Raw genomic sequence first — 26,259 nt, 5'->3', positions numbered from 1 at the left:
ACATGGTAGGCATCCTGCTGATGACCCACGCGCCACTGGGCCAGGCATTCATCGCCGCGGTGGCGCACGTGTTCCGCGGCCCCACCGAGCGCTTCGAAGCGATCGACGTGACGGCGGACCAGGACACGAGCGAGATCCACGCCCTGGCCAAGAGTGCGATCCAGCGCCTGGACGAAGGCGATGGCGTGCTGGTCATCACCGACATCAAGGGCGGCACGCCGTCCAACTGCTGCAATTCGCTGGCCGAGGCCGGGCGCGTGGAAGTCATCGCGGGCATCAGCCTGCCGATGCTGCTGCGCGCGATCACGTACCGGCGCGACACGCTGGACGTGGTGGTCGAGATGGCCCTGGCCGGCGCGCAAAACGGCGCCGTCCGGGTCGACAACCGCATCCGGGTCGGCACCTGACCGGACCGATGAACGAGAGAAACGACAATTAAAACATGATTCAACAGGAACTCGAGATCATCAACAAGCTGGGCCTTCACGCCCGCGCATCCGCCAAATTCACCCAGCTGGCCGCCAAGTTCCAGAGCGACGTCTGGCTCACCCGCAACGGCCGCCGCATCAACGCCAAGTCGATCATGGGCGTCATGATGCTGGCCGCCGGCAAGGGCGCCAAGGTGACGCTGGAGGCGGACGGCCCCGACGAACAGGACTGCATCTCCGCGCTTACCGGCCTCATCAATGACAAGTTCGGCGAAGGCGAGTAATGCCTGACAGCAGCCGAGGCGCACGTCACCCGGGACCCTCCATGGCATCGTTCACACTGCACGGCATTCCGGTCTCGCGCGGGATCTCGATCGGACGTGCGCACCTGCTCACGCCGGCCGCGCTCGACGTCAAGCACTACCTCGTGCCGGAAGAGCAGGTCGAGGCGGAAGTGAAGCGCCTGCAGGACGCGATCGCCGAAGTGCACCGCAACCTGCAGGAGCTGTGGACCGAGCTGCCGAAGGAAGCCCCGACGGAACTGGGCGCGTTCATCGACGTGCACGTGCTGATCCTGTCCGACCCGATGATCTCGGAGGCGCCGCTCGACATCATCCGTTCGCGCCACTACAACGCGGAATGGGCGCTCGTCACGCAGATCGACGAGCTGTCCGCGCAGTTCGACGAGATCGAGGACGAGTACCTGCGCGAGCGCAAGCAGGACATCCAGCAGGTGGCCGAGCGCGTGCTGAAGGTGCTGATGGGCACCGCGCTGCCGGCCCCGCCGCCGGTCGGCGAGGACCACTTCCAGCCGCAGATGATCGTCGTCGCGCACGACATCTCGCCGGCCGACATGCTCGCGTTCCGCGACCGCTCGTTCGTCGGCTTCGTCACGGACGTGGGCGGCCAGAACTCGCACACGGCGATCGTCGCGCGCAGCCTGGACATCCCGGCCGCCGTCGGCATGAGCCAGGCGTCGCGCCTGATCGAACAGGACGACTGGGTGATCGTCGACGGCGATGCCGGCGTCGTCATCTGCAATCCGAGCGCGCTCGTGATGGAGCAGTACCGCGCGCGCCAGGCCAACCTGATGAAGGCGAGAAAACGCCTCCTCAAGCTCAAGAAGACGCCGGCCGTCACCAAGGACGGCACGCCGATCACGCTGCTCGCGAACATCGAGCTGCCGGACGATTGCGGCCCGGCGCTGGAAGCGGGCGCCGTCGGCGTGGGCCTGTTCCGTTCCGAATTCCTGTTCATGGGACGCGGCGCGCAAGGCCTCAAGGTTCCGGGCGAGGACGAGCAGTTCGAGCAGTACCGCAAGGCCGTGCTGGCGATGAAGGGCCGCCCGGTCACGATCCGCACGCTCGACGTGGGCGCCGACAAGCCGCTCGACCAGACCGAACACACGGCGCTGAACCCGGCCCTGGGCCTGCGCGCGATCCGCTACTGCCTCGCCGAGCCGCAGATGTTCCTCACGCAGCTGCGCGCGATCCTGCGCGCCTCGGCATTCGGCAAGGTGCGCATCCTGATCCCGATGCTGGCGCATGCGTTCGAGATCGACCAGACACTCAGCATGATCGAGCAGGCCAAGGCCCAGCTGCGCGAGCAGAACATCAAGTACGACGAGGCGGTGGAGGTCGGCGCGATGATCGAGATCCCGGCCGCCGCGCTGGCGCTGCCGATGTTCGTCAAGCGCCTGAACTTCCTGTCCATCGGCACCAACGACCTGATTCAGTACACGCTGGCGATCGACCGCGTCGACTACGAGGTGGCGCACCTGTACAATCCGCTGCACCCGGCGGTATTGAACCTGATCGCGATGACGATCGATGCCGGGCACAAGGCCGGTATCGACGTGGCCGTGTGCGGCGAGATGGCGGGCGACGTCAAGCTCACGCGCCTGCTGCTGGGCATGGGCCTGCGCGAGTTCTCGATGCATCCGGCCCAGCTGCTGGCCGTCAAGCAGGAAATCCTGTCCAGCGACCTGGCGCGGCTCGTGCCGCGCACGAAGCGCATCCTGCGCGCGATGGAACCGGCGGCCATCGCCGAAGCCGTGGAGCAGCTGCAGTCCGTCTAGTTACAACTTAAGAGTCTTCATGGGATCGATCGGAATTGTCTCCCCCCAGGCGATGCACTTCGCCGAACCGTTGCGCCTGCAAAGCGGCGCGGCTATTAACGATTACACGTTGATGTATGAAACGTACGGCACGCTGAATGCCGACAAATCGAACGCGGTGCTGATCTGCCACGCGCTGAACGCGTCGCACCACGTCGCGGGCCACTACGCCGACCAGCCGAAGAGCGCCGGCTGGTGGGACAACATGGTGGGGCCGGGCAAACCGGTCGACACCGACCGCTTCTTCGTCATCGGCGTCAACAACCTCGGCTCCTGCTTCGGTTCCACGGGCCCGATGCACACGAATCCGGCCACGGGAAAACCGTACGGCGCCGCGTTCCCCGTCGTGACGGTGGAAGACTGGGTCGCCGCGCAGGCGCTGCTGGCCGACCGCCTCGGCATCCGGCAATTCGCGGCCGTGATGGGCGGTTCGCTGGGCGGCATGCAGGCCCTCGCGTGGAGCATCATGTTCCCCGAGCGCCTGCGCCACTGCATCGTGATCGCGTCCACGCCGAAACTCTCGGCGCAGAACATCGCGTTCAACGACGTGGCGCGCCAGGCCATCCTCACCGATCCGGACTACCGCGGCGGCGATTTCTACGAACACGGCGTCGTGCCGAAGAATGGCCTGAAGGTGGCGCGCATGGTCGGCCACATCACGTACCTGTCGAACGACGACATGGCGGAGAAATTCGGCCGCAAGCTGCGCAACGCGGCCGAGGGCAACGACTACAAATTCGACTTCGGCATCGACTTCGAGATCGAATCGTACCTGCGCTACCAGGGCGACAAGTTCTCGGAATACTTCGACGCCAACACCTACCTGCTGATCACCAAGGCGCTCGACTATTTCGACCCCGCGCGCGAACACGGCGGCAACCTCGCCAAGGCGCTGGAAAACACGCAGGCGCAATACCTGGTCGCGTCGTTCTCGACGGACTGGCGCTTCTCGCCGGAGCGCAGCCGCGAGATCGTGGAAGCGCTGCTGGCCAACCGCCGCAAGGTGACCTATGCCGAGATCGACGCGCCGCACGGCCACGACGCCTTCCTGCTCGAGGACGTGCGCTACATGAACATCGTACGCGCCTACTTCGAGCGCATCGCCGGCGGGCAGAAGGAGGTCGCATGAAATACGAAGACCTGACCCTGCGGTCCGACCTTGCGTTCATCGCGCACTGGGTCAACGACGGCGCGCACGTGCTGGACGTCGGCTGCGGCGACGGCGCCATGCTGCGCTACCTGGAGCAGGCCAAGCGCTGCACGGGCTATGGCGTCGAGATTGCCGACGACAAGATCCTGGAAAGCACGCAGCGCGGCATCAGCGTGATCCAGCACGACATGGAGCAGGGCCTCGACCTGTTCGCGGACGACGCGTTCGACATGGTCCTGTGCCTGTCGTCGCTGCAGATGATGCAGCACGTGGAGGCGCGCCTGCGCGACATCGTCCGCGTGGGCAAGGAGGCGATCGTGTCGTTCCCGAACTTCGCCTACTGGCCGCACCGCGCCGCGCTGCTGAAAGGCCGCATGCCGGTGTCGCGCACCCTGCCTTATCAGTGGTTCGACACGCCGAACCTGCGCTACGCGACGATCTACGATTTCAAGGAACTGGCCGAGAAATGCGGCCTCGAAGTGCTGGAATACGTCGCGCTGGCCGAGGGCAAGCCGGTGTCGTTCCTGCCGAATCTGCGCGGCAGCCTGGCGGTATTCCGCCTGCGCAAGCGCGATCTCGTGAGCAAGGCTTGACGCGGGCGCTGCCCGCATATGCGTATCGTGTTGTACTTACGGACGCGACGCGGGCATCATGTCGCCAGGAACCCAGCAGGAGAACACCATGAATCGACTCATCAAGCATGGCGCGGCCGTGCTGCTTGCCCTGAGTGCCGCCACGCACGGCGCGTACGTCGCGGCGGCCCAGGACGACCGCCCGAACCAGGACCAGGTCGTGCAGGACGGCATCGCCGTCAAGCCGCTCAATCGCAACCGGATCGGCAGCGTGTGGCGCGACATCGCCGCGCCCGAGGAAGCCATCAACCAGCAGTCGGCCCAGCAATACGTGGCGCTGATGAGCAAGGCGAAGCAGGAAGGCGCGCTGGTGCCGGAATCCGATCCGCGCGTGCAGCGCCTGCGCGCCATCGCGAAACGCATCATTCCGAACACGGCGCGCTGGAATTCGGCTGCGCAACAGTGGAAATGGCAGGTCAACCTGCTGCAGTCCGGCGACGTGAACGCGTTCTGCATGCCGGGCGGGCGCATTGCGTTCTATACGGGCATCATCGACAAGCTGCGCCTCACGGACGACGAGATCGCGGCCGTGATGGGCCACGAGATCGCGCACGCGCTGCGTGAGCACGGGCGCGACCGCCAGAGCAAGGCGACGGCGACGGGCCTCGCGAGCCAGCTGGGCGGCGCCGCGCTGTCGGCGTGGCTCGGCGTGGACGTGCGCGGCGCGACCAACGCGGCCGGCCAGCTCCTCGTGCTGAAATTCTCGCGCGACGAGGAACGCGAGGCCGACCTCGTGGGCCTGGATATCGCCGCGCGCTCCGGCTACGACCCGCGCGCCGGCATCGCGCTGTGGAACAAGATGGCGGCGCTGAACGAGAGCGGCGCGCCGATCGAGCTGCTGTCCACGCACCCGGGCGGCAGCGAGCGCATCGAGCAGATCGACAGCCACATGAACGTGCTGCTGCCGCTGTACGCGCGCAGCAAGGGCGTGTCGGTCAACCGGTTGCCGCCTTACCGCTCCAACGTCGCACAACGGTAAAGGCTAGATGGCACGTTTCGTCAGGAAGGGTCACCAGGCCGCGGCCAACGCCGTCGTGCCGCTGCCGGTTCGGGACGGCGTGGCGCCCAGCTATTTGTGGATCACGGAAACCCGGACCGGCGGCATGCTGGCCTTCCTCGAGGAACGCTTTCCCGCCATCGCCGGCCCGTCCTGGACCGAACGCCTCGCACGCGGCGACGTCGTCGACGCGCAGGGCGCGCCGCTATCGGCCGACAGCCACGTGCGCCAGGGCATGCGCATCTGGTACTACCGCGAGCTCGAACACGAAACGACTATTCCCTTCGAGGAGGGCATCATCTTCCAGGACGAGCACCTGCTCGTCGTCGACAAGCCGCACTTCCTGCCGATGATCCCGACGGGGCGCTTCCTGCGCGAGACGCTGCTCGTGCGGCTGAAACAGAAATTCGACCTGCCGCACCTGACGCCCATCCACCGCCTCGACCGCGAGACGGCGGGCGTCGTCATCTTCTCGCACAACCTGGCCACGCGCGGGACGTACCAGTCGATGTTCCAGAAGCGCAGCATCCGCAAGGTGTACGAGGCGCTGGCGCCCGTGCTGCACGGGCGGGAATTCCCGTTCACCTACCGCAGCCGCATGGTCGACGGCGACAAATTCTTCGTGATGCGCGAAGAAGAGGGCGAGCCGAATTCCGAGACGTTCGTCGAGCTGCTGGAGACGCGCGGCGACGTGGCGCGCTACCGCCTGCATCCGCACACGGGCCGCAAACACCAGCTGCGCCTGCACATGGCGTCGCTGGGCGTGCCGATCCTGAACGACGCCTTCTATCCCGTCGCGCTGCCGTGCAAGGGCGACGATTTCTCCGCGCCGCTGCAACTGCTGGCGCGGTCCATCGCGTTCGAGGACCCGCTCACGGGCCAGGCACGCAGCTTCGACAGCGGCCGCGTGCTGGACTGGCCGGCTTGAAACCGTCGCCCCGGCGAAGGCCGGGGTCCAAGTTCGTCGAGCTGCGGCGACGCAAGCAGAAATTGGATTCCCGCCTGCGCGGGAATGACGTGGATGAGGTCAGGCCGTCTGCCCGACGTTGAAGGTGGAACTGCCGATGATGGCGACGTTGCCCGCCACGTCCTCGATCGCGTTGCCGTTCACCGTGAGGTGGTAGGCGCCGTTCAGCGTGCCCAGGTTGAGTTCCAGCGTGCGCGCGTCGGTCGCGATGTCCCAGTTGGTCAGCACGTCCCACGCATGGTGCGAGCGGCCCACGTTGGAGCTGTCGAGCACGTCGATCGTGCCGTTCTGCGCGAACACGATCTGTTCGCTGAACGTCAGGCTGTGCCAGTTCGCGCCCGCCTTGGTGGTCGACTGGGTCGACCCCACCGTCGGTGCCGTCGTGTCGACCGTGATCGACAACGGCGCGGATGCGGCGCTCTGGTTGCCGGCCGCATCTTCCTGGACCACGGTGAACGTGTGCACGCCATCCGTGAGCGGCGTGCCGCCGCCGAGCGTGACCGTCCAGCTCCGGTTGTTGCCGACGTCGGCCCCGCCCACCAGGGCCGCGCCGTCGTAGACCAGGATCCGGCCGCCGCTTTCCGCAGCAAGGCCGGTCAGCGTGGGCGTCGTGTCGTTCGTGATGCCGTCGGAGGACGAGACGCCGGTGTCGCTCCCTGCCGCCAGTACCGGCTGGCCCGGTGCGTCGGGTTCCAGGAAATCGACCGTGAACGTGAACGGGACCGACAGGTCGCGCGGCGTCACGTTGCCCCCGGCATCCTGCAGTTCCAGCGTGATCGTGTGCTCGCCGTTCGCGAGGTTCCACAGCGGCGCGAAATGCCATGTGCCGTCGCTGCCCGCGGTGGTGGAACCCAGGATCGTGCTGCCGTCCCACACGGTCACCTGCGTGCCGGCGGCCACGGTACCCGTCAGTCCCGGCTTGGCGGCGCTCGTGATGGTGTCGCTGGAGGACAGGCCGTCGTCGTAGCCCGGCACGAACGTCGCCCCCGCGGCGGTCGAGCCGGCGACGGTGATCGTCAGCGGCTGCGACGGCGCGCTGGCATTGTTCGCGTCGTCGTACTGGACGGCCTTGACCGCGTAGGTGCCGTTGGTGCCCAGCAGGACGTCGCCGATGCTCCAGTCGCCGCCGCCGTCGGCCCAGCCGCTGCCCACGAGGCGGTCGCCCACATACAGTTCGATCTGGGCGTAGCCATCGGCGCCGCTGCCCGTGATGGTGGGCGCCACGACGCTCGTGACGTTGTCGCCGATGGTGCCCGTGTCGGACGCGGCGGCCAAGTGCGGCGCGGGCGGGGCGCCTGGTGCGTGCGTGTCGATCTGGATGGTGCCGCCGTAGCCGTCGGCGTCCGCCAGGTAGCCGAAGGTGATATGCGCCAGGTCGAGCAGATTGCCGGCGCCGTCCGCGAAATGGCCGGCCAGGTCGGCCTTGCTGCCGATATCCAGGCCGGACACGTCGCTGTCGCCCGCCGCCACCGTGTAGTTGAACATGGCCGAGCGGTGGTCCGTGTCGAGACCCTGGAACGTGGCGGTGGCGCCGTTGTTGAGCTGCAGGACAGGCGTGCCGGTCCCGGTCACGTTGACCGGTTCGCTGAACGTCACGCGGATCGCGATGGTCTCGCCGACGCCGTAGTCGCCGCCGCTCGTGTCCGCGCGCAGGCCCGTCGCCTTCGGCGCCGTCACGTCCACGTAGGTGCCGGACGTGTGGAAGACGATGCTGTGCTCCGCCACCTGGTTGCCGGCCAGGTCGGTCAGCGCGTAGGGCAGGTAGAGGGTGTAGTCGTTGCCCGAACCGAGGTGCAGCTCGTCGGCGGTCAGCGTGAGCGTCTTGTGGTCGGCCGAGAAGTTCGCTTCCGTCAGGCTGATGTAGCTGCTGGCGCCGTCGTGGTCGTACAGTTGCAGGCCGTCGTAGCTGCTCTCGCCGTGCGTCCAGTACACGGCCTCGTCGAACGTGAGGACCAGGTTGCCCGCGATGTCGAACGCCGTGCTGCCGTCGGGCGAACTGGTCACGTGCGGGTACGTCGTGTCGATCGTGATGTGCTTCGACACCGTGACGCTGGCGTGGCCGGCGTCGTCGACGATGCTCGCCGTGTACGTGTGCGCGCCGGCGTCCAGGTACGCCTCGCTCGCGTAATACCAGTACGTCATGCCGCCTTCCGCCGAGTACACGTGCAGGCCGTAGGGGTCAACCTCCACCCCGTCGATCGTCACCTTCAGGTGCTGGCTGCCGACCATCGAGCCGATGAAATAGCCCGAGGCGTATTCGCCGCCGCTGTTCGTGATGCCGTCGTCGGCATAGGGGCCCTCGTCGCTGACGTAGATGCCGGATACATACGCCCCCACCGTCGTGTCGTACGTGTAGTTGCCGGAGACGGTCGTGCCGCCGCCCGCGTTGCCGAGGGTGTCGTGGACGCGCGTCAGGTCCAGGCTGACGGCATTGGTGTCGACGACGATGCCCGTGTCGGCCGCGCCCAGCGTCGCGTACCAGGTCCGGTAATCGGACGAGTGGTGCAGGTTCGTGAGCGTAGCGTGCGGCGTGGTGAAGACGGTGGCGTCGAGCGCCATCACCGGTGCCGAGAACGTGACCGTGAGGCCGACGTCGGCGCCGCTGACGAGCGTGCCGCCGTCCAGGGCGACGGAGGCCGTCAGCGGGGTCGTGTCCACGTCGTAGTGCGACAGCGACGTCGCGCTGCCGCTGCCCGCGTTGCCGGCCGCGTCGTGCACCTGGGTCAGGTCGACGCGCAGCTGGTTGCCCGTGCTGCTGCTGGTGCCGGTCTCGGCGCTCAAGGTGCCGGTCCACGTCTTGCCGCCGTCCGTCGTCGCCAGGCCGCTCACCTTCGCGTGCGGGGCCTGGAGCGCGGCCGCCGTCAGGCCGCTCACGCTTTCCGAGAACGTGATCGTGAAGCCGATGTCGTGCGTGGGGCCGATCGTCGTGTCGTCGAACAGGATGTCCGCCACGACGGGCGGCTTGCTGTCGATCGCGTACGCGGCCGCGCTGGTCGCGGTGCCGCTGCCGCGGTTGCCGTGGCCGTCGACGACCTGCGCCAGGTCGAGCGCGACGTGCAGGCCGGCCGTGTCCACGCCGGATTGGGCCGTCAGCGTGGCCATCCACGTCTTGCCGCCGTCGGTCGTGTGCACGCCGCTCACGGTGGCGCCGGGTGCGCCGATCGCGTCCGCCGGCAGTGCGCTCACGCTCTCGGCGAACGTGAAGGTCACGTCCATCGTGCCGCCCGCGTTCAGCGTGGCACCGCCCAGCGCGATCGCCGCGCCCATGGGGCCGGCCGTGTCGACCGCGTACGCGCTGCTCCACGCGTTGCCGCTGCCGGCGTAGCCGTTCAGGTCCTGCACCTTGGCGAGGTCCACGCCGACGACGTTGCCGGTCCAGTCGCCGCTGCCGCTGGCCGACAGCGTCGCGGTCCAGGTCTTGCCGCCGTCGCTGCTCGCCACGTTCGAGACGCTCGCATGCGGCGCCGAGATCGCCGACAGGGGCAGGTCGCGCACGGCCTGCGTGAACGTGAACGTGGCCTGGATCGTGTGGGTCGCGTCGAGGCTCGTCCCGTCGAGGGTGATGGCGAGCGTGTTGGCGATGCCCGCGACCGAATAGCCGTCCGACTGGGCGCTGCCGCTGCCCGCGTTGCCGGCCAGGTCGTGCAGTTTGGTCAGGTCGACGGACAGCACGTTGCCGCTGCTGGGCGTCGTGTCGTTGCTGGCCAGCGTGCCGGTCCACGTCACGCCGCCGTCAGCCGTGTGCAGGCCGCTGACGGCCGCGTGCGGGGCGGTGATGGCGCCCGTGCCCAGGTCGGCCACCGCCTCGCTGAAGCGGATGGTCAGCGTGGCGCCGTGGGTGGCGTCCAGGTTCGTGTTGTCGAGCGCGATATTGGCCACGGCCGGCGCCACGGTGTCGACCGTGTAGCTGGCCGAGACGGCGCTGCCGCTGCCCGCGTTGCCCGCCCCGTCCGCGACCTTCGTCAGGTCCACGCCGACGGTATTGCCGGTCCAGGTGCCGGTGCCGTCCGCCGACAGCAGGGCCGTCCACGTCTTGCCGCCGTCGCTGCTGGCGAGGTTGGACACGGTCGCATGCGGCGCGCTGATCGCGGCCAGCGGCAGCGCCGGCACGGCCTGCGCGAACGTGAACGTGGCGTGGATGCTCGTACCGTTCGCGAGCGTCGCGCCGTCGAGGGCGATGGCCACGGTGGCCGGGCCTTGCGTGTCGACGGTGTAGTTGGCGCTCGCCGCGCTGCCGCTGCCAGCGTTGCCGAGCGCGTCGTGCACTTTCGTGAGGTCGAGGGTGACGGCATTGGCCGCATCCTCGATACCGCCCTGTGGGGTGAGCGTGGCCGTCCACGTCAGGCCGTCGCTGGAATGCTGCAGGTTCGACAGCGTCGCGTTCGGGGCCTGCAGCGCGCCTGCCGTCAGGTCCGTCACCGCTTCACTGAAGTGGATCGTCACGGTGGCGCTGCTCCCGCCGTGCAGGGCGGTACTGTCCAGCGCCAGCGTGGCGGTGGGGCCCTGCGTGTCGACGACGTAGGCCGCGCTGCCGAAGGAGCCGCTGCCTGCGTTGCCGGCCAGGTCCTTCACCAGGGTCAGGTCGACGCCGACGGCATTGCCGGTCCAGGTGCCGCTGCCGTCCGCGCTCAGGGTCGCGGTCCAGGTCTTGCCGCCGTCGCTCGACGCGAGGCCCTCCACGTGCGCGTGCGGCGCGTTGATCGCGGCCAGCGGCAGGTCCTGCACGGCTTCGTCGAACGTGAACGTGGCGCGGATGTTGGCGCCGCCGCCGAGCGTGGCGCCGTCCAGCGCGATGGCGACGGTGTCCGGGCCGTGCGTGTCGATGGCGTAGTTGCCCGAGACCGCGCTGCCGCTGCCGGCATTGCCCGCGGCGTCGTGCACCTTCGCGAGATTCAGGGTGACGGCATTGGTGGCGTCGGTGACGTCGCCCTGCGGGGTGAGCGTGGCCGTCCACGTCAGGTAATCGGCGGAATGCTGCAGGTTGGCGAGCGCCGCGTTGGGCGCCTGCAGGGCGGCCATCGTCAGGTCTGTCACGGCTTCGCTGAAATGCAGCGTCAGGCCGAGGGTGCCGCCCGTGTGCACGTCGGAACCGTCCAGTGCCAGCGTGGCGGTGGGGCCCTGCGTGTCGACGGCGTAGGCCGCGCCGGCGACCGTGCCGCTGCCCGCGTTGCCGGCCAGGTCGGTCACCTTCGCCAGGTCGACGGTGACGGCGTTGCCGGTCCAGGTGCCGGTGCCGTCCGCGCTCAAGGTCGCCGTCCAGGTCTTGCCGCCGTCGCTCGTGGCGAGGTTGGACACCGTCGCATGCGGCGCGGAGATCGCGTCCGGCGCCAGGTTCTGCACGCTTTCCGCGAACGTGAACGTGGCGTGGACGGACTTGCCGCCGCCGAGCGTGGCGCCGTCGAGGGCGATGGCGACGGCGTTCGGGCCCTGCGTGTCGACCGTGTAGGCTGCCGACACCGCGCTGCCGCTGCCCGCGTTGCCGGCCAGGTCCTTCACCTGGCCCAGGTCGACCGCGAGGACGTTGCCGCCCGCGCTCGTGGCGGCGGTACCGCTCAGCGTGGCGACCCAGGTCGTGCCGCCATCCGTCGTGTGCAGGTTCGAGACCGTCGCGTGGCCGGCGCTCAGCGCATCCACGCCCAGTCCTTTGACGGCTTCGGAAAACTTGATCGTCGCGACGGCGTCTTGTCCCCCGCCGAGCAGGGCATGGTCCAGCGTGACGGTGGCCGTGGGCGCCTGCGTGTCGACCGCGTAGGTGGCCAGCTTGCTCGTGCCGGTGCCGTGGTTACCGGCTAGGTCGAGCACCTTGCTCATGTCCAGGCTCAGGACGTTGCCGGCCGCCGTGGTGGCGTCTTTCGGCGCCGTCAGGGTGGCATGCCAGGTGATGCCGCCGTCGCCCGTCGTGAGGTTCGTGATGCCCGCATGCGGCGCGGCCAGCGCATCCGCCGGCAGGTTCGCGACGGCTTCCGAGAACTTGAGCGTGACCACGATGCTGCCGCCCGCCTTCAGGACGCCGCCGTCCGTGTCGACCGAGACGAGCGCCGGGCCCTGCGTGTCCGGCGCGGCCGGCGTCGTGAACGTCAGCTGCGACGTGGAACGCACGCCGCCGAACGCCACGTGGCCGCTCGACTGCAGCGCGTCCGCGCCCATCACCACGCTGTACGTGTGGCCGGGCAGCAGGCCGGTGACGTCCAGCTTGACGTGCGACCCTTCGATCACGAGGCTGGAGGCGGACACCGTGTGGGTATCGGTCGCGCCGACGACCCGCAGCGTGGGCTCGCCCGTCGCGCGGTCGATCACGGTCTGCACCGCACCGTCCGTGATGATGATCGTGCCGGTGGCGGCCGCCATCGCCGTGTTGAAATCCAGCGCGATGCTCATGTCGCCGGCCGTGCCGGTGGGCGTGGCGGACAGCAGGACGGGCGGAACGGACGGGGAGGGGGCAGTGGTCTGGGTGGGCATGATCGTTCGCGGACAGTGTTTGACGTCGTGGAAAAAAGATTCCACAAGGAAAACTTAGTGAACGATCATATCAACAAACCCACTGCGAAAGTGGGTACGTTGATGTTTTTACGACATATCTGAGTGGATTTCCCCTTGCCGGGGGAATTATCAGAGGTGGTAATCGATGATCAGCGGCGCATGGTCCGAAAACCGCTCGTCCTTGTAGATCGAGACGGCATGCGCCCTGGCGGCGATGCCCGGGGTGGCGACGTGGTAATCGATGCGCCACCCGACGTTCTTCGCCCATGCCTGGCCGCGGTTGCTCCACCACGTATATTGCTCGGGGCGCTGGTCGATGCCGCGGTGGACGTCCACGAGGCCCAGTTCGTCGAAGATGCGCGTCATCCAGGCGCGCTCTTCCGGCAGGAAGCCCGAATTCTTCTGGTTACCTTTCCAGTTCTTTAGGTCGATTTCCTTGTGCGCGATGTTCCAGTCGCCGCAAATCACGATCTCGCGGCCCTCGGCCTTGAGTTCCTGCAAATGCGGGAGGAACACTTCCATGAAGCGGAACTTGGCTTCCTGGCGCTCCGGCGACGACGAGCCGGACGGGCAGTACACGGAAATGACGGTCAGGTTGCCCACGTCGGCGCGGGTGTAGCGGCCTTCGTTGTCGAATTCGACGCAGCCGAAGCCCGTCCTGACGGCATCCGGCTTCGTGCGGCTGTAGACGCCCGTGCCCGAGTAACCCTTCTTCTCGGCATAGTGGAAATGGCCGTGGTAGCCGTGCGGCGCGAGGAATTCCTCGGTCATGTCGGCCTGCTGGGCTTTCAGCTCCTGGACGCAGATGAAATCGGCGTCCTGGCTGGCCATCCAGTTGAAGAAACCCTTCTTGTGGGCGGAGCGGATGCCGTTCAGGTTGGCAGAGATAATTCGTGGCATGGATCTAGACAAAAGTGCGGTGGGCCAAGGGCGATAGTGTAGCTCGTTTTGACTTCCATCAACACATCCGTGGTGGATAAACAAACGTTAAATGCTCCGCCTGATATGTTAAACTGGTCCATTGTGTCCGGGGTCCGGGCACTTTCACCCCGCACAAGGAGTTGACGTGCTGATCAGATCGGATGATCTGCTGTCGGGGAAATACGGCAGGAGTGGACATTTCGTACGGTTTTACGACGAGGGCGACGTCATGCTCGACGAAGTCGCGTCGTTCCTCGACCAGGCCGTGCATACGGGCGGCACGGGCATCGTGATCGCCACGCAGGATCACATCGACGTGCTGCGCCGGCGCCTCGGCCCGGCGGCGGCCGTGCGGGTCGCCTGGTCGGAGGCCGACGCCGTGCTGGCACAGTTCATGGTCGACGGCTGGCCCGACCCGGCGCGTTTCGAGGCCGCGGTGGGCAGCGCGGTGGCCGCGGCCTGCGCCGGCGGCACCCCCGTCCATGCGTTCGGCGAAATGGTGGCGCTCCTGTGCGCGCGCGGCCGCCACGATGCGGCGCTGCGGCTCGAGGAACTGTGGAACGGCCTCGCGCGGCGCCACGTCTTTTCCCTGTTCTGCGCCTATCCCTGGAATGCGTTCCCGACGCCCGACCTGGCGCAGGCGTTCCGCCGCGTGTGCGCCGAGCACGATCACGCCTGCGCCGACACGGCGCTGGCCCTGCCGGCCGAGGGCGACATCGACATCGGCCGCATCCGGCTCGAGCAGGAGGTGCGGGCGCTGCGCGCGGAGGTGCGCCGGTACAAGGACAATGAGAAGGCGCTGCGCCGGAGCGAGCGCGAACTCGCGGACTTCGTCGAGAACGCGGTCGAAGGCCTGCACCGCGTCGGGGCCGACGGCACCATCCTGTGGGCCAACCGCGCGGAGCTGCAGATGCTCGGCTACGGCTGGGAGGAATACGTCGGCCACAACATCGCCGAGTTCCACGTCGACCGCCCGGTCATCGACGACATCGTCACCCGCCTGGCGTGCGGCGACACGCTGTACGACTATCCGGCCCGGCTGCGCTGCAAGGACGGCTCGATCCGGCACGTGCTGATCCACTCGAACGGCAGCTTCGAAGACGGCCAGTTGCGCTATACGCGCTGCTTCACGCGCGACGCGACCGAACGGCGCGAGCGCGACATCGCGCTCAAGCAGCGCGACCGCATGCTGCTCGACGCCCCGGTGGCGGCGGCCCTGTTGATGGGCCCGGACTTCGTGTTCCGCCTGGCCAACCGCTGCTACCGCGAACTGGTGGGCCGCGACGGCATCGAAGGCCAGCCGCTGCTGCGCGCCTTTCCCGAACTGCGCGGCGGCGAGATCCATCACCTGCTCGAACAGGTCCACGCCACCGGCCGCGCGGCCCGCGTGGAAGAGTTGCACGTGCACGGACGCTTCCTCAAGTTCAGCGTCGAGCCCCTGGCGGTGGAGGAGGGCGAGGAGCGCGGCATGATCGTGGTGGCCGTCGACGTCACCGAGCATGTACGCACCCGCCAGGAGATCGAGCACGCCCACGCCGAGCGCGCCGAGCTGCTGGCCGAGCTGACGGCCGCCAGCCGCGCCAAGGACGAATTCCTGGCCATGCTCGGCCACGAGCTGCGCAATCCGCTGTCGCCGATCGTCAGCGCCCTGAAACTGATCCGCATGCGCGGCGAGACCGGCTTCGCGCGCGAGCGCGAGATCATCGAGCGCCAGGTGCAGCACCTGGTGCGGCTGGTGGACGACCTGCTGGATATTTCGCGCGTCACCCGCGGCAAGGTGGAGCTGCAGTGCGAACGCGTCGACCTCGCGCAGCCGCTGGGCAAGGCCATCGAGATGGCCCGGCCGCTGCTGGAACAGCGCCGCCACCGGCTCGACGTCGACATCGAACCGGACCTCGCCTGGGAAGGCGATCCGATGCGCCTGGCCCAGGTGGTGTCGAACCTGCTGACGAATGCGGCACGCTACACGCCGCCCGGCGGCCGTGTCGTGCTGCGCGCCCATGGCGTGGACGGCGACCGGGTGCGCCTCGCGGTCAGCGACACCGGCATCGGCATGAGTCCCGAACTGCGCGCCCAGGTATTCGACCTGTTCTTCCAGGGGAAGCGCGCCATCGACCGCGCCGAGGGCGGCCTGGGCATCGGGCTGGCGCTCGTCAGGAATATCGTCGACCAGCATGGCGGCCACGTGGAAGCGCACAGCGCCGGACCGGGGCAGGGCAGCGAGTTCGTCGTGCTGCTGCCCCGGCGCACCCCGGCCGCCTGCGCGGTACCGGACGTGGCGCCGCCTGCGAGCACGCCGGCGGCGGTGCGGCGCCGCGTGATGCTGGTGGACGACAACGTCGACGGCGCGGACACGCTCGCGCGCCTGCTGGCCGCGCACGGCCACGACGTGCGGGTGTTCCACGAACCGGTGGCCGCCCTGGCCGCCGTGCCGGAATTCATGCCCGACCTGGCCGTGCTGGACATCGGCCTGCCGGTCCTCGACGGCTACGAGGTGGCGCGCCGCCTGCGCGCGCTGCTGGACGGCCACCCGTGCCGGCTCGTCGCCCTGACCGGCTATGGCCTGCCGGCGGACCGCGAGCACAGTGCCCGGGCGGGGTTCGACACGCACCTCGTCAAACCGGTCAATCCCGATCTCGTCGTGCGGCTGGCTGCGGGCATCGACTGAACGTCTGACGTTTTGATTTATGTCAATACAACGGCGACCTGAACGGCCGCCGCCGACTTGATCGCGCCTGATGTGGATAGAATTGCATCTTTCATCCATCAGAAACCCCCATGCTGATCAAGACCGACGACCTGTTGTCCGGCAAACACGGCAAGACGGGGCATTTCGTGCGTTTCTACGACGACAGCGACACGCTGCTCGACGAGATCGCGTCCTTCGTCGAGCGGGCCTTGCGGGCACGGGGACGGGGCATCGTCATCGCCACCGGTGCGCACACGGATGCGTTGCGCCGGCGCCTGGACGAGCTGGCGCGCGCGGAAGGGCGTTCCGCGCCGCCGTCGCGCGACGTCATGTGGCTCGACGCCGAAACGACGCTGGCGCGCCTGATGGTCGACGGCTGGCCCGACCGCGCGCGTTTCGAGTACGAAGTCGGCCGGCTCGTGGCCGAAGCCTGCGCCGGCAGCGCGCCCGTGCACGCGTTCGGCGAGATGGCGGCGCTGCTGTGCGCGCGCGGCCGCTACGACGCAGCCCTGCACCTGGAGCGGCTGTGGAACGAACTGGCGCGCAAGCTCGATTTTTCGCTGTTTTGCGCTTATCCCTGGGCCCTGTTTCCATCGTCCGACGTGGCGCACGTGTTCCAGCAGGTATGCACCGCGCACGACCACGCCTGCGCCGACGTCGCCGCGCCGCTGCCGTCCGGACAACGCGTCGACATCAACGTCGTCCGGCTCGAGCAGAAAGCGCAGGCGTTGCAGGTGGAGGCGGCGCGCCGGCGCCAGGCGGAGCGCGACCTGCTGCGGCGCGAGCGCGAGTTCGCCGACATGGTCGAGAACGCGGCCGAAGGGCTGCACCAGGTCGGCGCCGACGGCACGATCCTGTGGGCCAACAAGGCCGAGCTGCAGATGCTCGGCTACCGCTGGGAAGAATATGTCGGGCACCACTTCTCCCGGTTCCATGCCGATCCGGCCGTCGCCGCGGACATGCTCGCCAGGCTTGCGGCCGGGGAGACAATCATGGACCGGTCGGTGCGCCTGCGCTGCAAGGATGGCTCGATCCGCCACGTCGTCATCCGCTCGAACGCCTGTTTCGAGGAGGGCCGCCTGCGCTACACCCGCTGCTTCGTGCGCGACACGACCGAGCATGTGCGCATGCAGGCCGAATTGGCGGCCGCCCGCTGCGCCGAGGACGCATTCCTCGCCATGGTCGGCCGGGCGCTGCGGGGCCCGCGCACGGAACGGCGCCTGCACCGCCTCGCGCGGCTGGTGGAACACCGGCTTCGCGGGCGGGGGCGGGGCGGATTACAATACCGGTTTTCACAGTTCGAGGATCGTGTCGTGGACAACCTCCGCCAACAGTTCATTGCGTTTTCAGTCGAAGCCGAAGTCTTGAAGTTCGGCCAGTTCATTACCAAGGCCGGCCGCCAGTCGCCGTACTTCTTCAACGCGGGCCTGTTCCACGACGGCGCCACGCTCGGCAAGCTGGCCGATTTCTACGCCCAGACCCTGCTCGACTCCGGCCTCGAATTCGACATGCTGTTCGGCCCGGCCTACAAGGGCATCACGCTCGCCTCCGCGACGGCCGTGGCGCTGGCCGCGAAAGGCCGCAACACGTCGTTCGCCTACAACCGCAAGGAAGCCAAGGACCACGGCGAAGGCGGCACCATCGTCGGCGCCAAGCTGGCCGGCCGTGTCGTCATCATCGACGACGTGATCTCGGCGGGAACGTCCGTGCGCGAATCCGTGGCGATGATCCGCGCCGCCGGCGCCGAACCGGCCGCCGTGCTGATCGCGCTCGACCGCATGGAGCGGGGCGGCAAGGACGGCGTGCTGTCGCCGCTGTCGGCCGTGCAGGAAGTCAGCCAGAACTACGGCATCCCCGTGATCTCGATCGCCAGCCTGGCCGACCTGTTCGGCTACCTGGAAGCCGATCCGTCGCTGGCCCGGCACAAGGATGCCGTGGCGGCGTACCGCCAGCAATACGGCGTGGCCTGAGCCGGCGGAATGTGATGTAATGGCGGCAACCATTTCGGAGCTGCCATGAATAACGTCGCGCGCGGTATTCTGATCGCCATACTCTCGCTGGCGCTCGCGGGTTTCGGCCTGTGCGGCGCCGTCGGCACCTTCAGCGGGCTGGCCGGCCTGTCCTCGCCCGGGCCCGAGAACTTCTCGTCGATCGCGCTCGTCTTCGGCCTGATCGGGCTCGGCATCGCCTTCGTGTGCGGCTGGATTGTCGTCAGGCTGTGGCGCAAGCGCCCGCCCGGCGGAGAATGAAGGGTCCCGTCCTTTCCGCCGCAACGGCGCAGTGGGTCCATCTCGTCTTCGAATGGCTGGCCCTCGCCGGCGGCGTGCAGCTGTACCGCTGGCAGCGCCGGCGCGCCCATCAACCCGCGCTGCTGCAGCCGGGCTCCTTCGCCGTCGTCGCCGGCTGCATCCTCGGCGCCGCCATCGGCAACAAGCTCGTGTTCTGGATCGAGATGCCGCACCTGTGGCAGGGCATCGTACCGGACTGGCGCCTGATCGCGTCGGGCCAGTCGATCGTCGGCGGGCTGCTGGGAGGTCTCATCGGTGTGGAAATCGCCAAGAAGCTCACGGGCATCCGGCGCTCGACGGGCGACCAGTTCATCCTGCCCCTCGTCGCGGGCACGGTCGTCGGCCGCATCGGCTGCTTCCTCGCGGGCCTGAACGACGGCACCCATGGCGTGTCCACACAGCTGCCGTGGGGCGTCGACTTCGGCGACGGCATCCCGCGCCATCCGACCCAGGTCTACGACATGCTGTTCGTGCTCTTCGCCGGTGCCCTGCTGTGGCGCTGGCGGGCGCCGCTCGCGCGCAGCCCGGGGCTCGCGTTCAAGCTGTATCTCGCTTCCTATCTCGCCTGGCGCCTTGTCGTGGACGGCATCAAGCCGGTGCCGTATGCGTATGCGTTCGGGCTGTCGGGCATCCAGTGGGTGTGCATCGTGGCGCTGGCGTGCTACCTGCCGCTCGTCTTCACACAACTGCGCAGGGAGGTCGCATGACCCGCAAAACCCGCCCCTACCTGTTCTACGACACGACGACTTCCGTCTGCTCGACCTGCCTGCACCCGGTCGAAGCGAAGATCGTGTTCAAGGACGACAAGGTCTACATGGACAAGTGGTGCGGCGCGCACGGTATCGAGCGCGTGCTCGTCAGCGACGACGTCGCATACTACCGCCTGTGCCGCGAAGTCTTCGTCAAGCATCCGGAGATGCCGCAGCAGTTCAACACGAAGATGGCATACGGCTGCCCGTACGACTGCGGCCTGTGCCCGGACCACATGCAGCACTCGTGCCTGTCCGTCGTCGAGATCACGGACAACTGCAACCTGAACTGCCCCGTATGTTATGCGGAGAGCGGCACGCACCGCGAACGCCATCGCCCGCTGGAAGAGGTCATCCGCATGCTCGATGCCGTCGTCGCCAACGAGGGCGAGGCGGACGTGATGCAGCTGTCCGGCGGCGAACCGACTTTGCATCCGCAGTTCTGGGACATCCTCGACGCCGCGAAGGCGCGCCCCATCAGGCACGTGATGGTCAACACGAACGGGATCGTGCTCGCGCAGGACAAGGGTTTTGTTGCGCGCCTGGCCGGCTACGCGCCCGGCGTCGAGGTCTACCTGCAGTTCGATTCGCTGCGCGCGGAGGTGCATCGCGCGCTGCGCGGCGCTGACCTCACGCGCATCCGCCGCCAGGCACTCGACAACCTCAACGAGGCCGGCCTGTCGACGACCCTCGTCGTCACGCTCAAGAAAGGGCTGAACGACGGCGAGATCGGCGAGATCATCGACTTCGCGCTGCAGCAGCCCTGCGTGCGCGGCGTGACCCTGCAGCCGATCCAGGACGCCGGCCGCGTGGAAGACTACGATCCGCGCCTGCACCGGTTGACGGTGTCGGAGATCCGCCGCCGCATCGCGGAGCAGAGCCGGTTGTTCACGCTGGAAGACGTGGTACCGGTGCCCTGCAACCCGGACACGCTGGCGATGGCCTACGCGATCAAGACGGAAGAGGGCACCGTGCCGCTGACGCGCTGGCTCGATCCGCAGACGCTCGTCGAAGGCAGCGGCAACACGATCGTGTTCGAACGCGACCCCGCGCTGCACGGCGCGGTGAAGGACCGCATCTTCAAGCTGTTCTCGACGAACCACTCGCCGGAATCGCAGGCGAACTGCCTGTCGGAGCTGATGTGCTGCCTGCCGCTCGTCAGCGCGCCATCCGCGCTCCGTTACGACAACGTGTTCCGCGTGCTGATCGTGCAATTCATGGATGCGTATTCGCTGGACGTGCGCGCACTGAAGAAATCGTGCATCCATTTCGCGCTGCCGGACGGCCGTCTCGTTCCGTTCGAAAGCTACAACCTGCTGTACCGCGACAGCCGCCGGCTCGAACAGATCCGCACCGGTATTGCGGACGATTTCGCGCGCCGGCGCGGGACGGCCACGATACCGCTGGTGCCCGTGGCCGATTGAATCAGGCCGCTGCGGGCTCGACGACGTACTGCGCCACCTGCGCCGCCAGCGCCTTGCGGTAGGCGGGACGCGCCGTGCAGCGGTCGCGCCAGGCCGTCAGGCGGGCGAAGCGCTCGACATAGCCCATGCCGTCGAGCAGGCGCACGACGGTCGTCATGAGGATGTCGGCCGTGCTGAAATCGCCGGCGAGGAAATCGCGGCCTTCCAGCCAGTCGTCCACCTGGCCCAGGCGCTTGAGCGCGATCTCTTCCAGCACGGGGCGCTGCGCCTCGGCCCACGGCTGGTCCATGGAGAACGCGACGAGGTTGGCAAGGTTGCCCACGTAGGGCTCGACCGAATTCAGGGCAGCGAACATCCACATCGTCGCCTGTGCACGCGCGGCCGGGTCGTGCGGCAGCAGGACGGGATGGCGCTCGCCCAGGTGCAGCAGGATCGCGCCGGTCTCGAACAACGTCATGTCGCCGTCGTGCAGCACGGGCACCTGGGCGAACGGCTGCTCGCGGCGGTAGGCGGGCGATTCCTTGTCCTCGAAACCGATCAGGCGCAGGTCGTAGGGCTGGCCCGCTTCCTCGAGGGCCCAGCGCACGCGCAGGTCGCGCACGTGGCCCACGGCAAACGAGGGAACCGAACGGAAGGTGGTCAGGGTGTACATGTGTCGTCTCCTTGGGGGGAATGGAGACCAGAATACGCGGCCACATAATATGTTCAAGAACATAATGTGAATACGCGCATAATGCCGCTCTCGAAAGGAGAACCGTGATGCCCTACAGTAGCGAACACAAGGCCCAGACCCGCGAACGCATCGTGCATGCGGCGCGCCGGCTGTTCAACCGCCATGGCTTCGAGCAGGTGTCGATCGACCGCGTGATGTCCGAGGCCGGCCTCACGCGCGGCGGCTTCTATCACCATTTCGACAGCAAGGACGATTTGTACGCGGCGGCCGTCGCCAGCTTCAGTACGTGCAATCCGTTCAAGCCCGATTTCAAGGACACGCCGCCGCCCGCGCCGCGCGAACTGGCGCGCATGCTGGTCGACATCTACCTGAGCGACGAGGTGTTCGACAACATCGAGGCGCATTGTCCGCTGTATGCATTGCCGGGCGACGTGGCCCGCGCGGGGCTGTCGCCGCAGAAGGCGTACACGCAGCTGATCCGCAATCTCGTGCACGTGTACGCGGGCGCGCTCAAGCATGAAGCCGACGGCGAGCAGCGCGCGCAGGCCATCGTCGCGCTGTGCGTGGGCGGCATGGTGCTGGCGCGGACGACGGACGATGCGGCGCTGCGCGGCTCGCTGCGGGCCGCGGCGCGCACGCAGGCGCTGGCGCTGCTGCAAGCGATGTAAACGCCGCGTATAAATTCGGGCGTGGCCATCCGGTCATGACAATTGGTGAGTTTTCCGTGGCGTAAATATCCTAGACTGCTGGGCACCGGGTAGCAGGTGCTACCTGGTCACAATAACCAGGGAGTCACTCATGGCCACGCAGCCGCTCTTCGACATCGGAAACGTCATCCTCGCCCCTTCGCCTACCTTCGCGCGGCTGAAGGACAAGCCGCGCCCCTTCATCCCGTTGCTGGTCCTGATCCTGATGACGCTGGCCGTCAGCTGCTGGTACGTGTCGAGCCTCGATTTCGCCTGGTTCCGCGAGCACATGATGGCGGCGCAGGGGCCCATGAAACCGGAAGCCCGGGCCGCGATGGCGCAGTTCCTGACGCCGAAGACGATGATGTGGAGTTCGGGCGCCGGCGCCGTGCTGGGCACGCCGCTCATCTGCGCCGTCGTGGCGTTGTACTACCTGTTGGCGGGCAAGGCGATGGGCACCGGCATCGGCTACGGCAAGTGGTTCGGCTTCGCCGTCTGGACCAGCATCCCGCGCCTGTTGACGGTGCCCCTGTCGGTGCTGCAGATCCTGACGTCGGGCGGACGCCTGGCCCCGGAAGACATGAACATGGTGTCGCTCAACTACCTGCTGCTGCACGTGCCCATGTCCAGCCCGTGGTTCGGCTTCGCCACCAATCTCGACCTGACGTCGGTGTGGTCCATCGCGCTGGCCGTGCTCGGCCTGAAGGCCTGGACGGGGCGCTCGACCGCCGCCTGCGTGACGGTCGCCGTGCTGCCGTACGCTGTCGTCTATGGTATCTGGGCCGCGAAAATCGCCTTCCTCGGATAAGCGCATGAAGAAGAAACTGATAGGCGCGGCCGTCGTCGCGGCGTTCTTCATCGTCCCCGTGGCGGTGAAGTTCGCGGGCAAGCAGACGCGCCGCGAGGCCGAGCTGGCGACCGTGCAGAAGCTGGCCATCCACCCGTCGATCCTCGCCACCGGCAACCTCGTGTTCCGCCAGGAGGTGCAGCTGTCGGCGGAGGTCATCGGCAAGGTGGCCGGCGTGCTGGTGAAGGAGGGCGACCGCGTCGAGCGCGGGCAGATCCTGCTGAAGCTCGATCCGACCGTGTACCTGGCCGAAGTGGCGCAGCAGGAAGCGAACCGGCGCAACGCCGCCATCGCGATCGAGCGCGCCCAGATCAACCTCGCGAACCAGCAGCGCAACCTGGACCGCACGGGCCTGCTGTACAAGGCGAAGTACATCGACATCTCGAAGTACGACGACGCCGTGCACCAGGTCGATCTCGCCAGGGTCGAGCTGCGCGCCAGCCGCGAGACCCTCGAGCAGGCCAGCGCGCTGCTGTCGCAGGCGCGCGAGCATCTGGCCAAGACCGAGGTGCGCGCGCCCATCGACGGCACCGTGACGGCGGTGCCGATCAAGATCGGCGAGACGGCCGTCGCCAGCGCGACCGGCATCGCGGGATCGTCGCTGATGACGATCGCCGACGTCGGTTCCATCATGGCCGAGGTGAACGTGGACGAAGCGGACATCGCGCGCGTGGGCGTCGGCCAGCAGGCCAGGGTGTTCCCGGCCGCGTTCCCCGACCAGCCGGTGACGGGCCGCGTGGAAAGCGTGGCGATGGCGCCGAAGACCGTCCTCGGCGCGCAGGCCCAGGGCCGCAGCTATGTCGTCAAGCTGCGCCTGGACGACGCGAAGCTCGCGCTGCGTTCGGGGATGACGTGCCGCGTCGAGATCGTCGTCGGCAACGGTGCCGCGCGGGCCGCGGTGCCGATCCAGGCCGTGCTGAGCGAGGAAATCCCGGGCGCGAAGGACAAGGTGAAGAACACCAGCTACGTGTTCGTCGTGCAGGACGGGAAGGTGAAAAAGACGACGGTGGAACTGGGCCTGTCGGACGACGCCAACCAGGAAGTGACGAAGGGCGTGGCCGCCGGCCAGACGATCGCCGTGGGCCCGGCGCGCCTGCTGCGCGAGCTGCACGACGGCGATGCCGTCACGGCGAAGAAGGCGGACGTCAAAGTGGCCGAAGGAGCGCACCAGTGATCCGCCTGGAAGGCGTGACGCGGCAGTACACGATGGGCGACCAGACCGTACACGCGCTGCAGGGCGTCGACCTGCACATCCGGGCCAACGAGTTCGTCGCGTTCATCGGCGCGTCCGGCTCCGGCAAGTCGACCATGATGAACATCGTCGGGTGCCTGGACCGGCCCAGCAGCGGCGCGTACTGGCTCAACGGGCGCGAGGTCGCGACGATGTCGGGCGACGAGCTGGCGCGCGTGCGCAACGAGGAGATCGGCTTCATCTTCCAGAGCTTTCACCTGCTGCCGCGCGCGAGTGCGCTCGACAACGTGGCGCAGCCGCTGATTTATCGCGGCATCCCGCTGAAGGAACGTCTCGCGCTGGCGGAGCAGGCCTTGCAGCGCGTGGGCCTGGGCGGGCGGCTGCACCACCGGCCCAACGAACTGTCGGGCGGCCAGCGCCAGCGCGTCGCGATCGCCCGGGCGCTCGTGGGCAAGCCCTCCATCCTGCTGGCCGACGAACCGACGGGGAACCTCGATTCGGCCACCAGCGAGGAGATCCTGGCCCTGATCCGCGAACTGCATGCGGGCGGGCAGACGGTCGTCATGGTGACGCACGAGCCCGAGATCGCGGCGCAGTGCCGGCGCGTCGTGCGGTTGCGCGACGGGCGGATCGTGTCGGACACGAGGAATGATGCGGAGAACGCGGCATGAACCTGTTCCTCGAAAGCCTGCGCTCGGCGCTGGCATCGATCCGCGCCCACCGGCTGCGCAGCTTCCTCACGTCGCTGGGCATCATCATCGGGGTGGCGTCGGTGATCACCGTGATCTCGCTGATCCAGGGCCTGTCGAAAAGCGTCACCGACCAGTTCGAAGGACTGGGCGGCAACGGCCTGACGGTGCGGCCGCACAATGAGTTCAAGGACGTCATGCGCGGCAAGGTGAACTACCTGCGCTTCGACGACGTGGAGCAGCTGCGCCTGCGCGTGGACGGCATCCGCAACCTCAGTCCCGTCTTCGCGCCCGGCTTTTCCGAGGTGCGCTTCACGGGCATGTCGGCGACGGCGCAGGTGTTCGCCACGACGGCCAGCTACCAGGAAGTGAACGGCCGCTACGCGCGCCTGGGGCGGTTCATCAGCGACTCCGACGACGCCGGCGCGCGCCGCGTGGCCGTCATCGGCGAGAAGCTGATCGAGGACCTGCACCTGCCGCCGAATCCGGTCGGGCAATTCGTCCTGTACGCGAACGAGTGGTTCAAGATCGTCGGCGTGATGGAAAAGCGGGGCGAGATCTTCGGTATGTCCCAGGACAACTACATGATCATCCCGTTCAAGACGGGGCAGAGCATCATCGGCAACAACACGCGCCCGCAGCTGCAGATCACGGTCGCCGTGCGCGACCTGGGCCGGCTGGACGCGACGCGCAGCCACATCCGCATGGTGATGCGGCAGGCGCATCGCCTCAAGCCCGACGACACCGATGATTTCGAGATCGAATCGGCGGACCAGATCGCGAAATCGTTCGAGAAGCTGAGCGGCACGGTGACGCTCGTGATGGGCGGCGTGGTCGGCATCGCGCTGCTGGTGGGCGGCATCGGCATCATGAACATCATGCTGGTGTCGGTGAAGGAGCGCACGCGCGAGATCGGCATCTGCAAGGCGATCGGCGCGCGCAGCCGCGACATCCTGATGCAGTTCCTGATCGAGGCCGTCACCCTGTCGCTGCTGGGCGGCCTGCTGGGCCTCGTGATCGGCTACGCGCTGGGAGCAGGGATTGCCGCCATGATCCCCGACTTCCCGCCGGCCGTGGTGCCATGGTGGGCGGTGGCGCTGTCCGTGCTGTTCTCGGGCGGCGTGGGCGTCGTGTTCGGCGTCGTACCGGCCAGCCAGGCGGCGCGCCTGGACCCGATCGACGCGCTCCGCTACGAATAAATTCGGGGTCAGAGCACTTTTTCGGTGAAATTCGGGGTCAGAGCACTTTTTTGTGCACCATCCTTGGAGCAAGTTTTACGGCGAGGGCCGCTTGCCGGTTCTGCTGCACAGCGATCGACACGTCGATGCTGT

General features: G+C 67.8%; 20 protein-coding genes and 1 pseudogene. 18 read left to right on the top strand and 3 right to left on the bottom strand.

The window, feature by feature from the left end; genetic code table 11:
• Positions 1 to 2 precede the first annotated feature (2 nt).
• The 7 genes from P0M04_RS04735 to P0M04_RS04705 all read left to right on the top strand — a co-directional run bounded on the left by P0M04_RS04735 (position 3) and on the right by P0M04_RS04705 (position 6,251).
• Positions 3 to 407, top strand: a complete 405-nt coding sequence (locus P0M04_RS04735) for a PTS sugar transporter subunit IIA (RefSeq protein WP_036235285.1) — start codon at positions 3 to 5, stop codon at positions 405 to 407.
• A gap of 35 nt (positions 408 to 442) precedes the next feature.
• Positions 443 to 712 carry an HPr family phosphocarrier protein gene (locus tag P0M04_RS04730; protein ID WP_091669952.1) on the top strand — a complete coding sequence of 90 codons (270 nt, stop codon included), beginning with the start codon at positions 443 to 445 and terminating at the stop codon, positions 710 to 712.
• Between the two features lie 41 nt (positions 713 to 753).
• Positions 754 to 2,505: a phosphoenolpyruvate--protein phosphotransferase gene (ptsP, locus tag P0M04_RS04725; RefSeq protein ID WP_259448522.1), complete on the top strand. Its 1,752-nt coding sequence runs from the start codon at positions 754 to 756 to the stop codon at positions 2,503 to 2,505.
• 52 nt (positions 2,506 to 2,557) lie between these two features.
• Positions 2,558 to 3,673 (top strand): homoserine O-succinyltransferase MetX, encoded by a 1,116-nt coding sequence (metX, locus tag P0M04_RS04720; protein ID WP_371877890.1) that lies wholly within the window; start codon positions 2,558 to 2,560, stop codon positions 3,671 to 3,673.
• A complete protein-coding gene (gene metW, locus P0M04_RS04715) occupies positions 3,670 to 4,287 on the top strand; it encodes a methionine biosynthesis protein MetW (protein WP_259448524.1) in 618 nt (205 codons plus the stop codon). Before metX ends, metW begins: the two co-directional genes overlap by 4 nt.
• 88 nt (positions 4,288 to 4,375) lie before the next feature.
• A complete protein-coding gene (locus tag P0M04_RS04710; RefSeq protein ID WP_259448525.1) occupies positions 4,376 to 5,305 on the top strand; it encodes a M48 family metallopeptidase in 930 nt (309 codons plus the stop codon).
• A 7-nt stretch (positions 5,306 to 5,312) separates the two neighbouring features.
• Complete coding sequence (locus P0M04_RS04705) at positions 5,313 to 6,251, top strand: RluA family pseudouridine synthase (RefSeq protein ID WP_259448526.1); 939 nt, start codon at positions 5,313 to 5,315, stop codon at positions 6,249 to 6,251.
• 99 nt (positions 6,252 to 6,350) lie between these two features.
• Here the strand turns inward: P0M04_RS04705 and P0M04_RS04700 are convergent, their stop codons facing one another.
• Both P0M04_RS04700 and P0M04_RS04695 read right to left on the bottom strand, forming a co-directional pair.
• Positions 6,351 to 12,749, bottom strand: coding sequence for an Ig-like domain-containing protein (locus P0M04_RS04700; protein ID WP_259448527.1), 6,399 nt, complete (start codon positions 12,747 to 12,749; stop codon positions 6,351 to 6,353).
• A gap of 150 nt (positions 12,750 to 12,899) precedes the next feature.
• Positions 12,900 to 13,670, bottom strand: a complete 771-nt coding sequence (locus tag P0M04_RS04695; RefSeq protein ID WP_259448528.1) for an exodeoxyribonuclease III — start codon at positions 13,668 to 13,670, stop codon at positions 12,900 to 12,902.
• Between the two features lie 166 nt (positions 13,671 to 13,836).
• Between P0M04_RS04695 and P0M04_RS04690 the strand changes: the two genes are divergently transcribed.
• From P0M04_RS04690 to P0M04_RS04665, 6 genes and pseudogenes are all read left to right on the top strand, one after another.
• The gene (locus tag P0M04_RS04690; protein ID WP_259448529.1) at positions 13,837 to 16,359 is read left to right on the top strand and encodes an ATP-binding protein; all 2,523 of its coding nucleotides are present in this window, start codon (positions 13,837 to 13,839) and stop codon (positions 16,357 to 16,359) included.
• A gap of 110 nt (positions 16,360 to 16,469) precedes the next feature.
• Positions 16,470 to 17,462, top strand: a pseudogene (locus tag P0M04_RS04685) (MEDS domain-containing protein); the annotation flags it as partial.
• A gap of 231 nt (positions 17,463 to 17,693) precedes the next feature.
• Positions 17,694 to 18,350: an orotate phosphoribosyltransferase gene (gene pyrE / locus P0M04_RS04680; RefSeq protein WP_259449133.1), complete on the top strand. Its 657-nt coding sequence runs from the start codon at positions 17,694 to 17,696 to the stop codon at positions 18,348 to 18,350.
• 45 nt (positions 18,351 to 18,395) lie between these two features.
• A complete protein-coding gene (locus tag P0M04_RS04675; RefSeq protein ID WP_259448530.1) occupies positions 18,396 to 18,629 on the top strand; it encodes a hypothetical protein in 234 nt (77 codons plus the stop codon).
• A complete protein-coding gene (locus P0M04_RS04670) occupies positions 18,626 to 19,375 on the top strand; it encodes a prolipoprotein diacylglyceryl transferase (RefSeq protein ID WP_259448531.1) in 750 nt (249 codons plus the stop codon). The genes P0M04_RS04675 and P0M04_RS04670 overlap by 4 nt, the downstream gene beginning before the upstream one ends.
• Positions 19,372 to 20,841, top strand: a complete 1,470-nt coding sequence (locus P0M04_RS04665; protein WP_259448532.1) for a radical SAM protein — start codon at positions 19,372 to 19,374, stop codon at positions 20,839 to 20,841. Before P0M04_RS04670 ends, P0M04_RS04665 begins: the two co-directional genes overlap by 4 nt.
• Position 20,842: 1 nt before the next feature.
• Here the strand turns inward: P0M04_RS04665 and P0M04_RS04660 are convergent, their stop codons facing one another.
• Positions 20,843 to 21,493 (bottom strand): glutathione S-transferase family protein, encoded by a 651-nt coding sequence (locus P0M04_RS04660; RefSeq protein ID WP_259448533.1) that lies wholly within the window; start codon positions 21,491 to 21,493, stop codon positions 20,843 to 20,845.
• Positions 21,494 to 21,600: 107 nt separating this feature from the next.
• Here P0M04_RS04660 and P0M04_RS04655 point away from each other — a divergent pair, with 107 nt between their 5' ends.
• From P0M04_RS04655 to P0M04_RS04635, 5 genes are all read left to right on the top strand, one after another.
• Complete coding sequence (locus tag P0M04_RS04655) at positions 21,601 to 22,182, top strand: TetR/AcrR family transcriptional regulator (protein ID WP_259448534.1); 582 nt, start codon at positions 21,601 to 21,603, stop codon at positions 22,180 to 22,182.
• Positions 22,183 to 22,312: 130 nt separating this feature from the next.
• Complete coding sequence (locus P0M04_RS04650; protein ID WP_259448535.1) at positions 22,313 to 23,008, top strand: YIP1 family protein; 696 nt, start codon at positions 22,313 to 22,315, stop codon at positions 23,006 to 23,008.
• 4 nt (positions 23,009 to 23,012) lie between these two features.
• Positions 23,013 to 24,221 carry an efflux RND transporter periplasmic adaptor subunit gene (locus tag P0M04_RS04645; RefSeq protein WP_259448536.1) on the top strand — a complete coding sequence of 403 codons (1,209 nt, stop codon included), beginning with the start codon at positions 23,013 to 23,015 and terminating at the stop codon, positions 24,219 to 24,221.
• A complete protein-coding gene (locus P0M04_RS04640) occupies positions 24,218 to 24,910 on the top strand; it encodes an ABC transporter ATP-binding protein (protein WP_025511562.1) in 693 nt (230 codons plus the stop codon). Before P0M04_RS04645 ends, P0M04_RS04640 begins: the two co-directional genes overlap by 4 nt.
• Entirely contained in the window at positions 24,907 to 26,127 is a 1,221-nt protein-coding gene (locus P0M04_RS04635; RefSeq protein WP_259448537.1) for an ABC transporter permease, read from the top strand. The genes P0M04_RS04640 and P0M04_RS04635 overlap by 4 nt, the downstream gene beginning before the upstream one ends.
• The last annotated feature ends 132 nt before the right edge of the window (positions 26,128 to 26,259 follow it).

This window comes from Telluria mixta, from assembly GCF_029223865.1.
Lineage (GTDB): Bacteria > Pseudomonadota > Gammaproteobacteria > Burkholderiales > Burkholderiaceae_D > Telluria > Telluria mixta.
Note: the sequence above shows the minus strand (reverse complement) of the source record. Positions and strands in the feature narration are given on the sequence as shown.

Bases quoted from the DNA above. Each gene is read 5' to 3' on its own strand.
- P0M04_RS04710 (WP_259448525.1), top strand. From the start codon at position 4,376: ATGAATCGACTCATCAAGCATGGCGCGGCCGTGCTGCTTGCCCTGAGT.
- P0M04_RS04705 (WP_259448526.1), top strand. From the start codon at position 5,313: ATGGCACGTTTCGTCAGGAAGGGTCACCAGGCCGCGGCCAACGCCGTC.
- metX (WP_371877890.1), top strand. From the start codon at position 2,558: ATGCACTTCGCCGAACCGTTGCGCCTGCAAAGCGGCGCGGCTATTAAC.
- P0M04_RS04675 (WP_259448530.1), top strand. From the start codon at position 18,396: ATGAATAACGTCGCGCGCGGTATTCTGATCGCCATACTCTCGCTGGCG.
- P0M04_RS04665 (WP_259448532.1), top strand. From the start codon at position 19,372: ATGACCCGCAAAACCCGCCCCTACCTGTTCTACGACACGACGACTTCC.
- P0M04_RS04730 (WP_091669952.1), top strand. From the start codon at position 443: ATGATTCAACAGGAACTCGAGATCATCAACAAGCTGGGCCTTCACGCC.
- P0M04_RS04650 (WP_259448535.1), top strand. From the start codon at position 22,313: ATGGCCACGCAGCCGCTCTTCGACATCGGAAACGTCATCCTCGCCCCT.
- P0M04_RS04670 (WP_259448531.1), top strand. From the start codon at position 18,626: ATGAAGGGTCCCGTCCTTTCCGCCGCAACGGCGCAGTGGGTCCATCTC.
- P0M04_RS04635 (WP_259448537.1), top strand. From the start codon at position 24,907: ATGAACCTGTTCCTCGAAAGCCTGCGCTCGGCGCTGGCATCGATCCGC.
- P0M04_RS04660 (WP_259448533.1), bottom strand. From the start codon at position 21,493: ATGTACACCCTGACCACCTTCCGTTCGGTTCCCTCGTTTGCCGTGGGC.
- P0M04_RS04655 (WP_259448534.1), top strand. From the start codon at position 21,601: ATGCCCTACAGTAGCGAACACAAGGCCCAGACCCGCGAACGCATCGTG.
- ptsP (WP_259448522.1), top strand. From the start codon at position 754: ATGGCATCGTTCACACTGCACGGCATTCCGGTCTCGCGCGGGATCTCG.
- P0M04_RS04735 (WP_036235285.1), top strand. From the start codon at position 3: ATGGTAGGCATCCTGCTGATGACCCACGCGCCACTGGGCCAGGCATTC.
- P0M04_RS04645 (WP_259448536.1), top strand. From the start codon at position 23,013: ATGAAGAAGAAACTGATAGGCGCGGCCGTCGTCGCGGCGTTCTTCATC.
- metW (WP_259448524.1), top strand. From the start codon at position 3,670: ATGAAATACGAAGACCTGACCCTGCGGTCCGACCTTGCGTTCATCGCG.
- P0M04_RS04700 (WP_259448527.1), bottom strand. From the start codon at position 12,749: ATGCCCACCCAGACCACTGCCCCCTCCCCGTCCGTTCCGCCCGTCCTG.
- P0M04_RS04695 (WP_259448528.1), bottom strand. From the start codon at position 13,670: ATGCCACGAATTATCTCTGCCAACCTGAACGGCATCCGCTCCGCCCAC.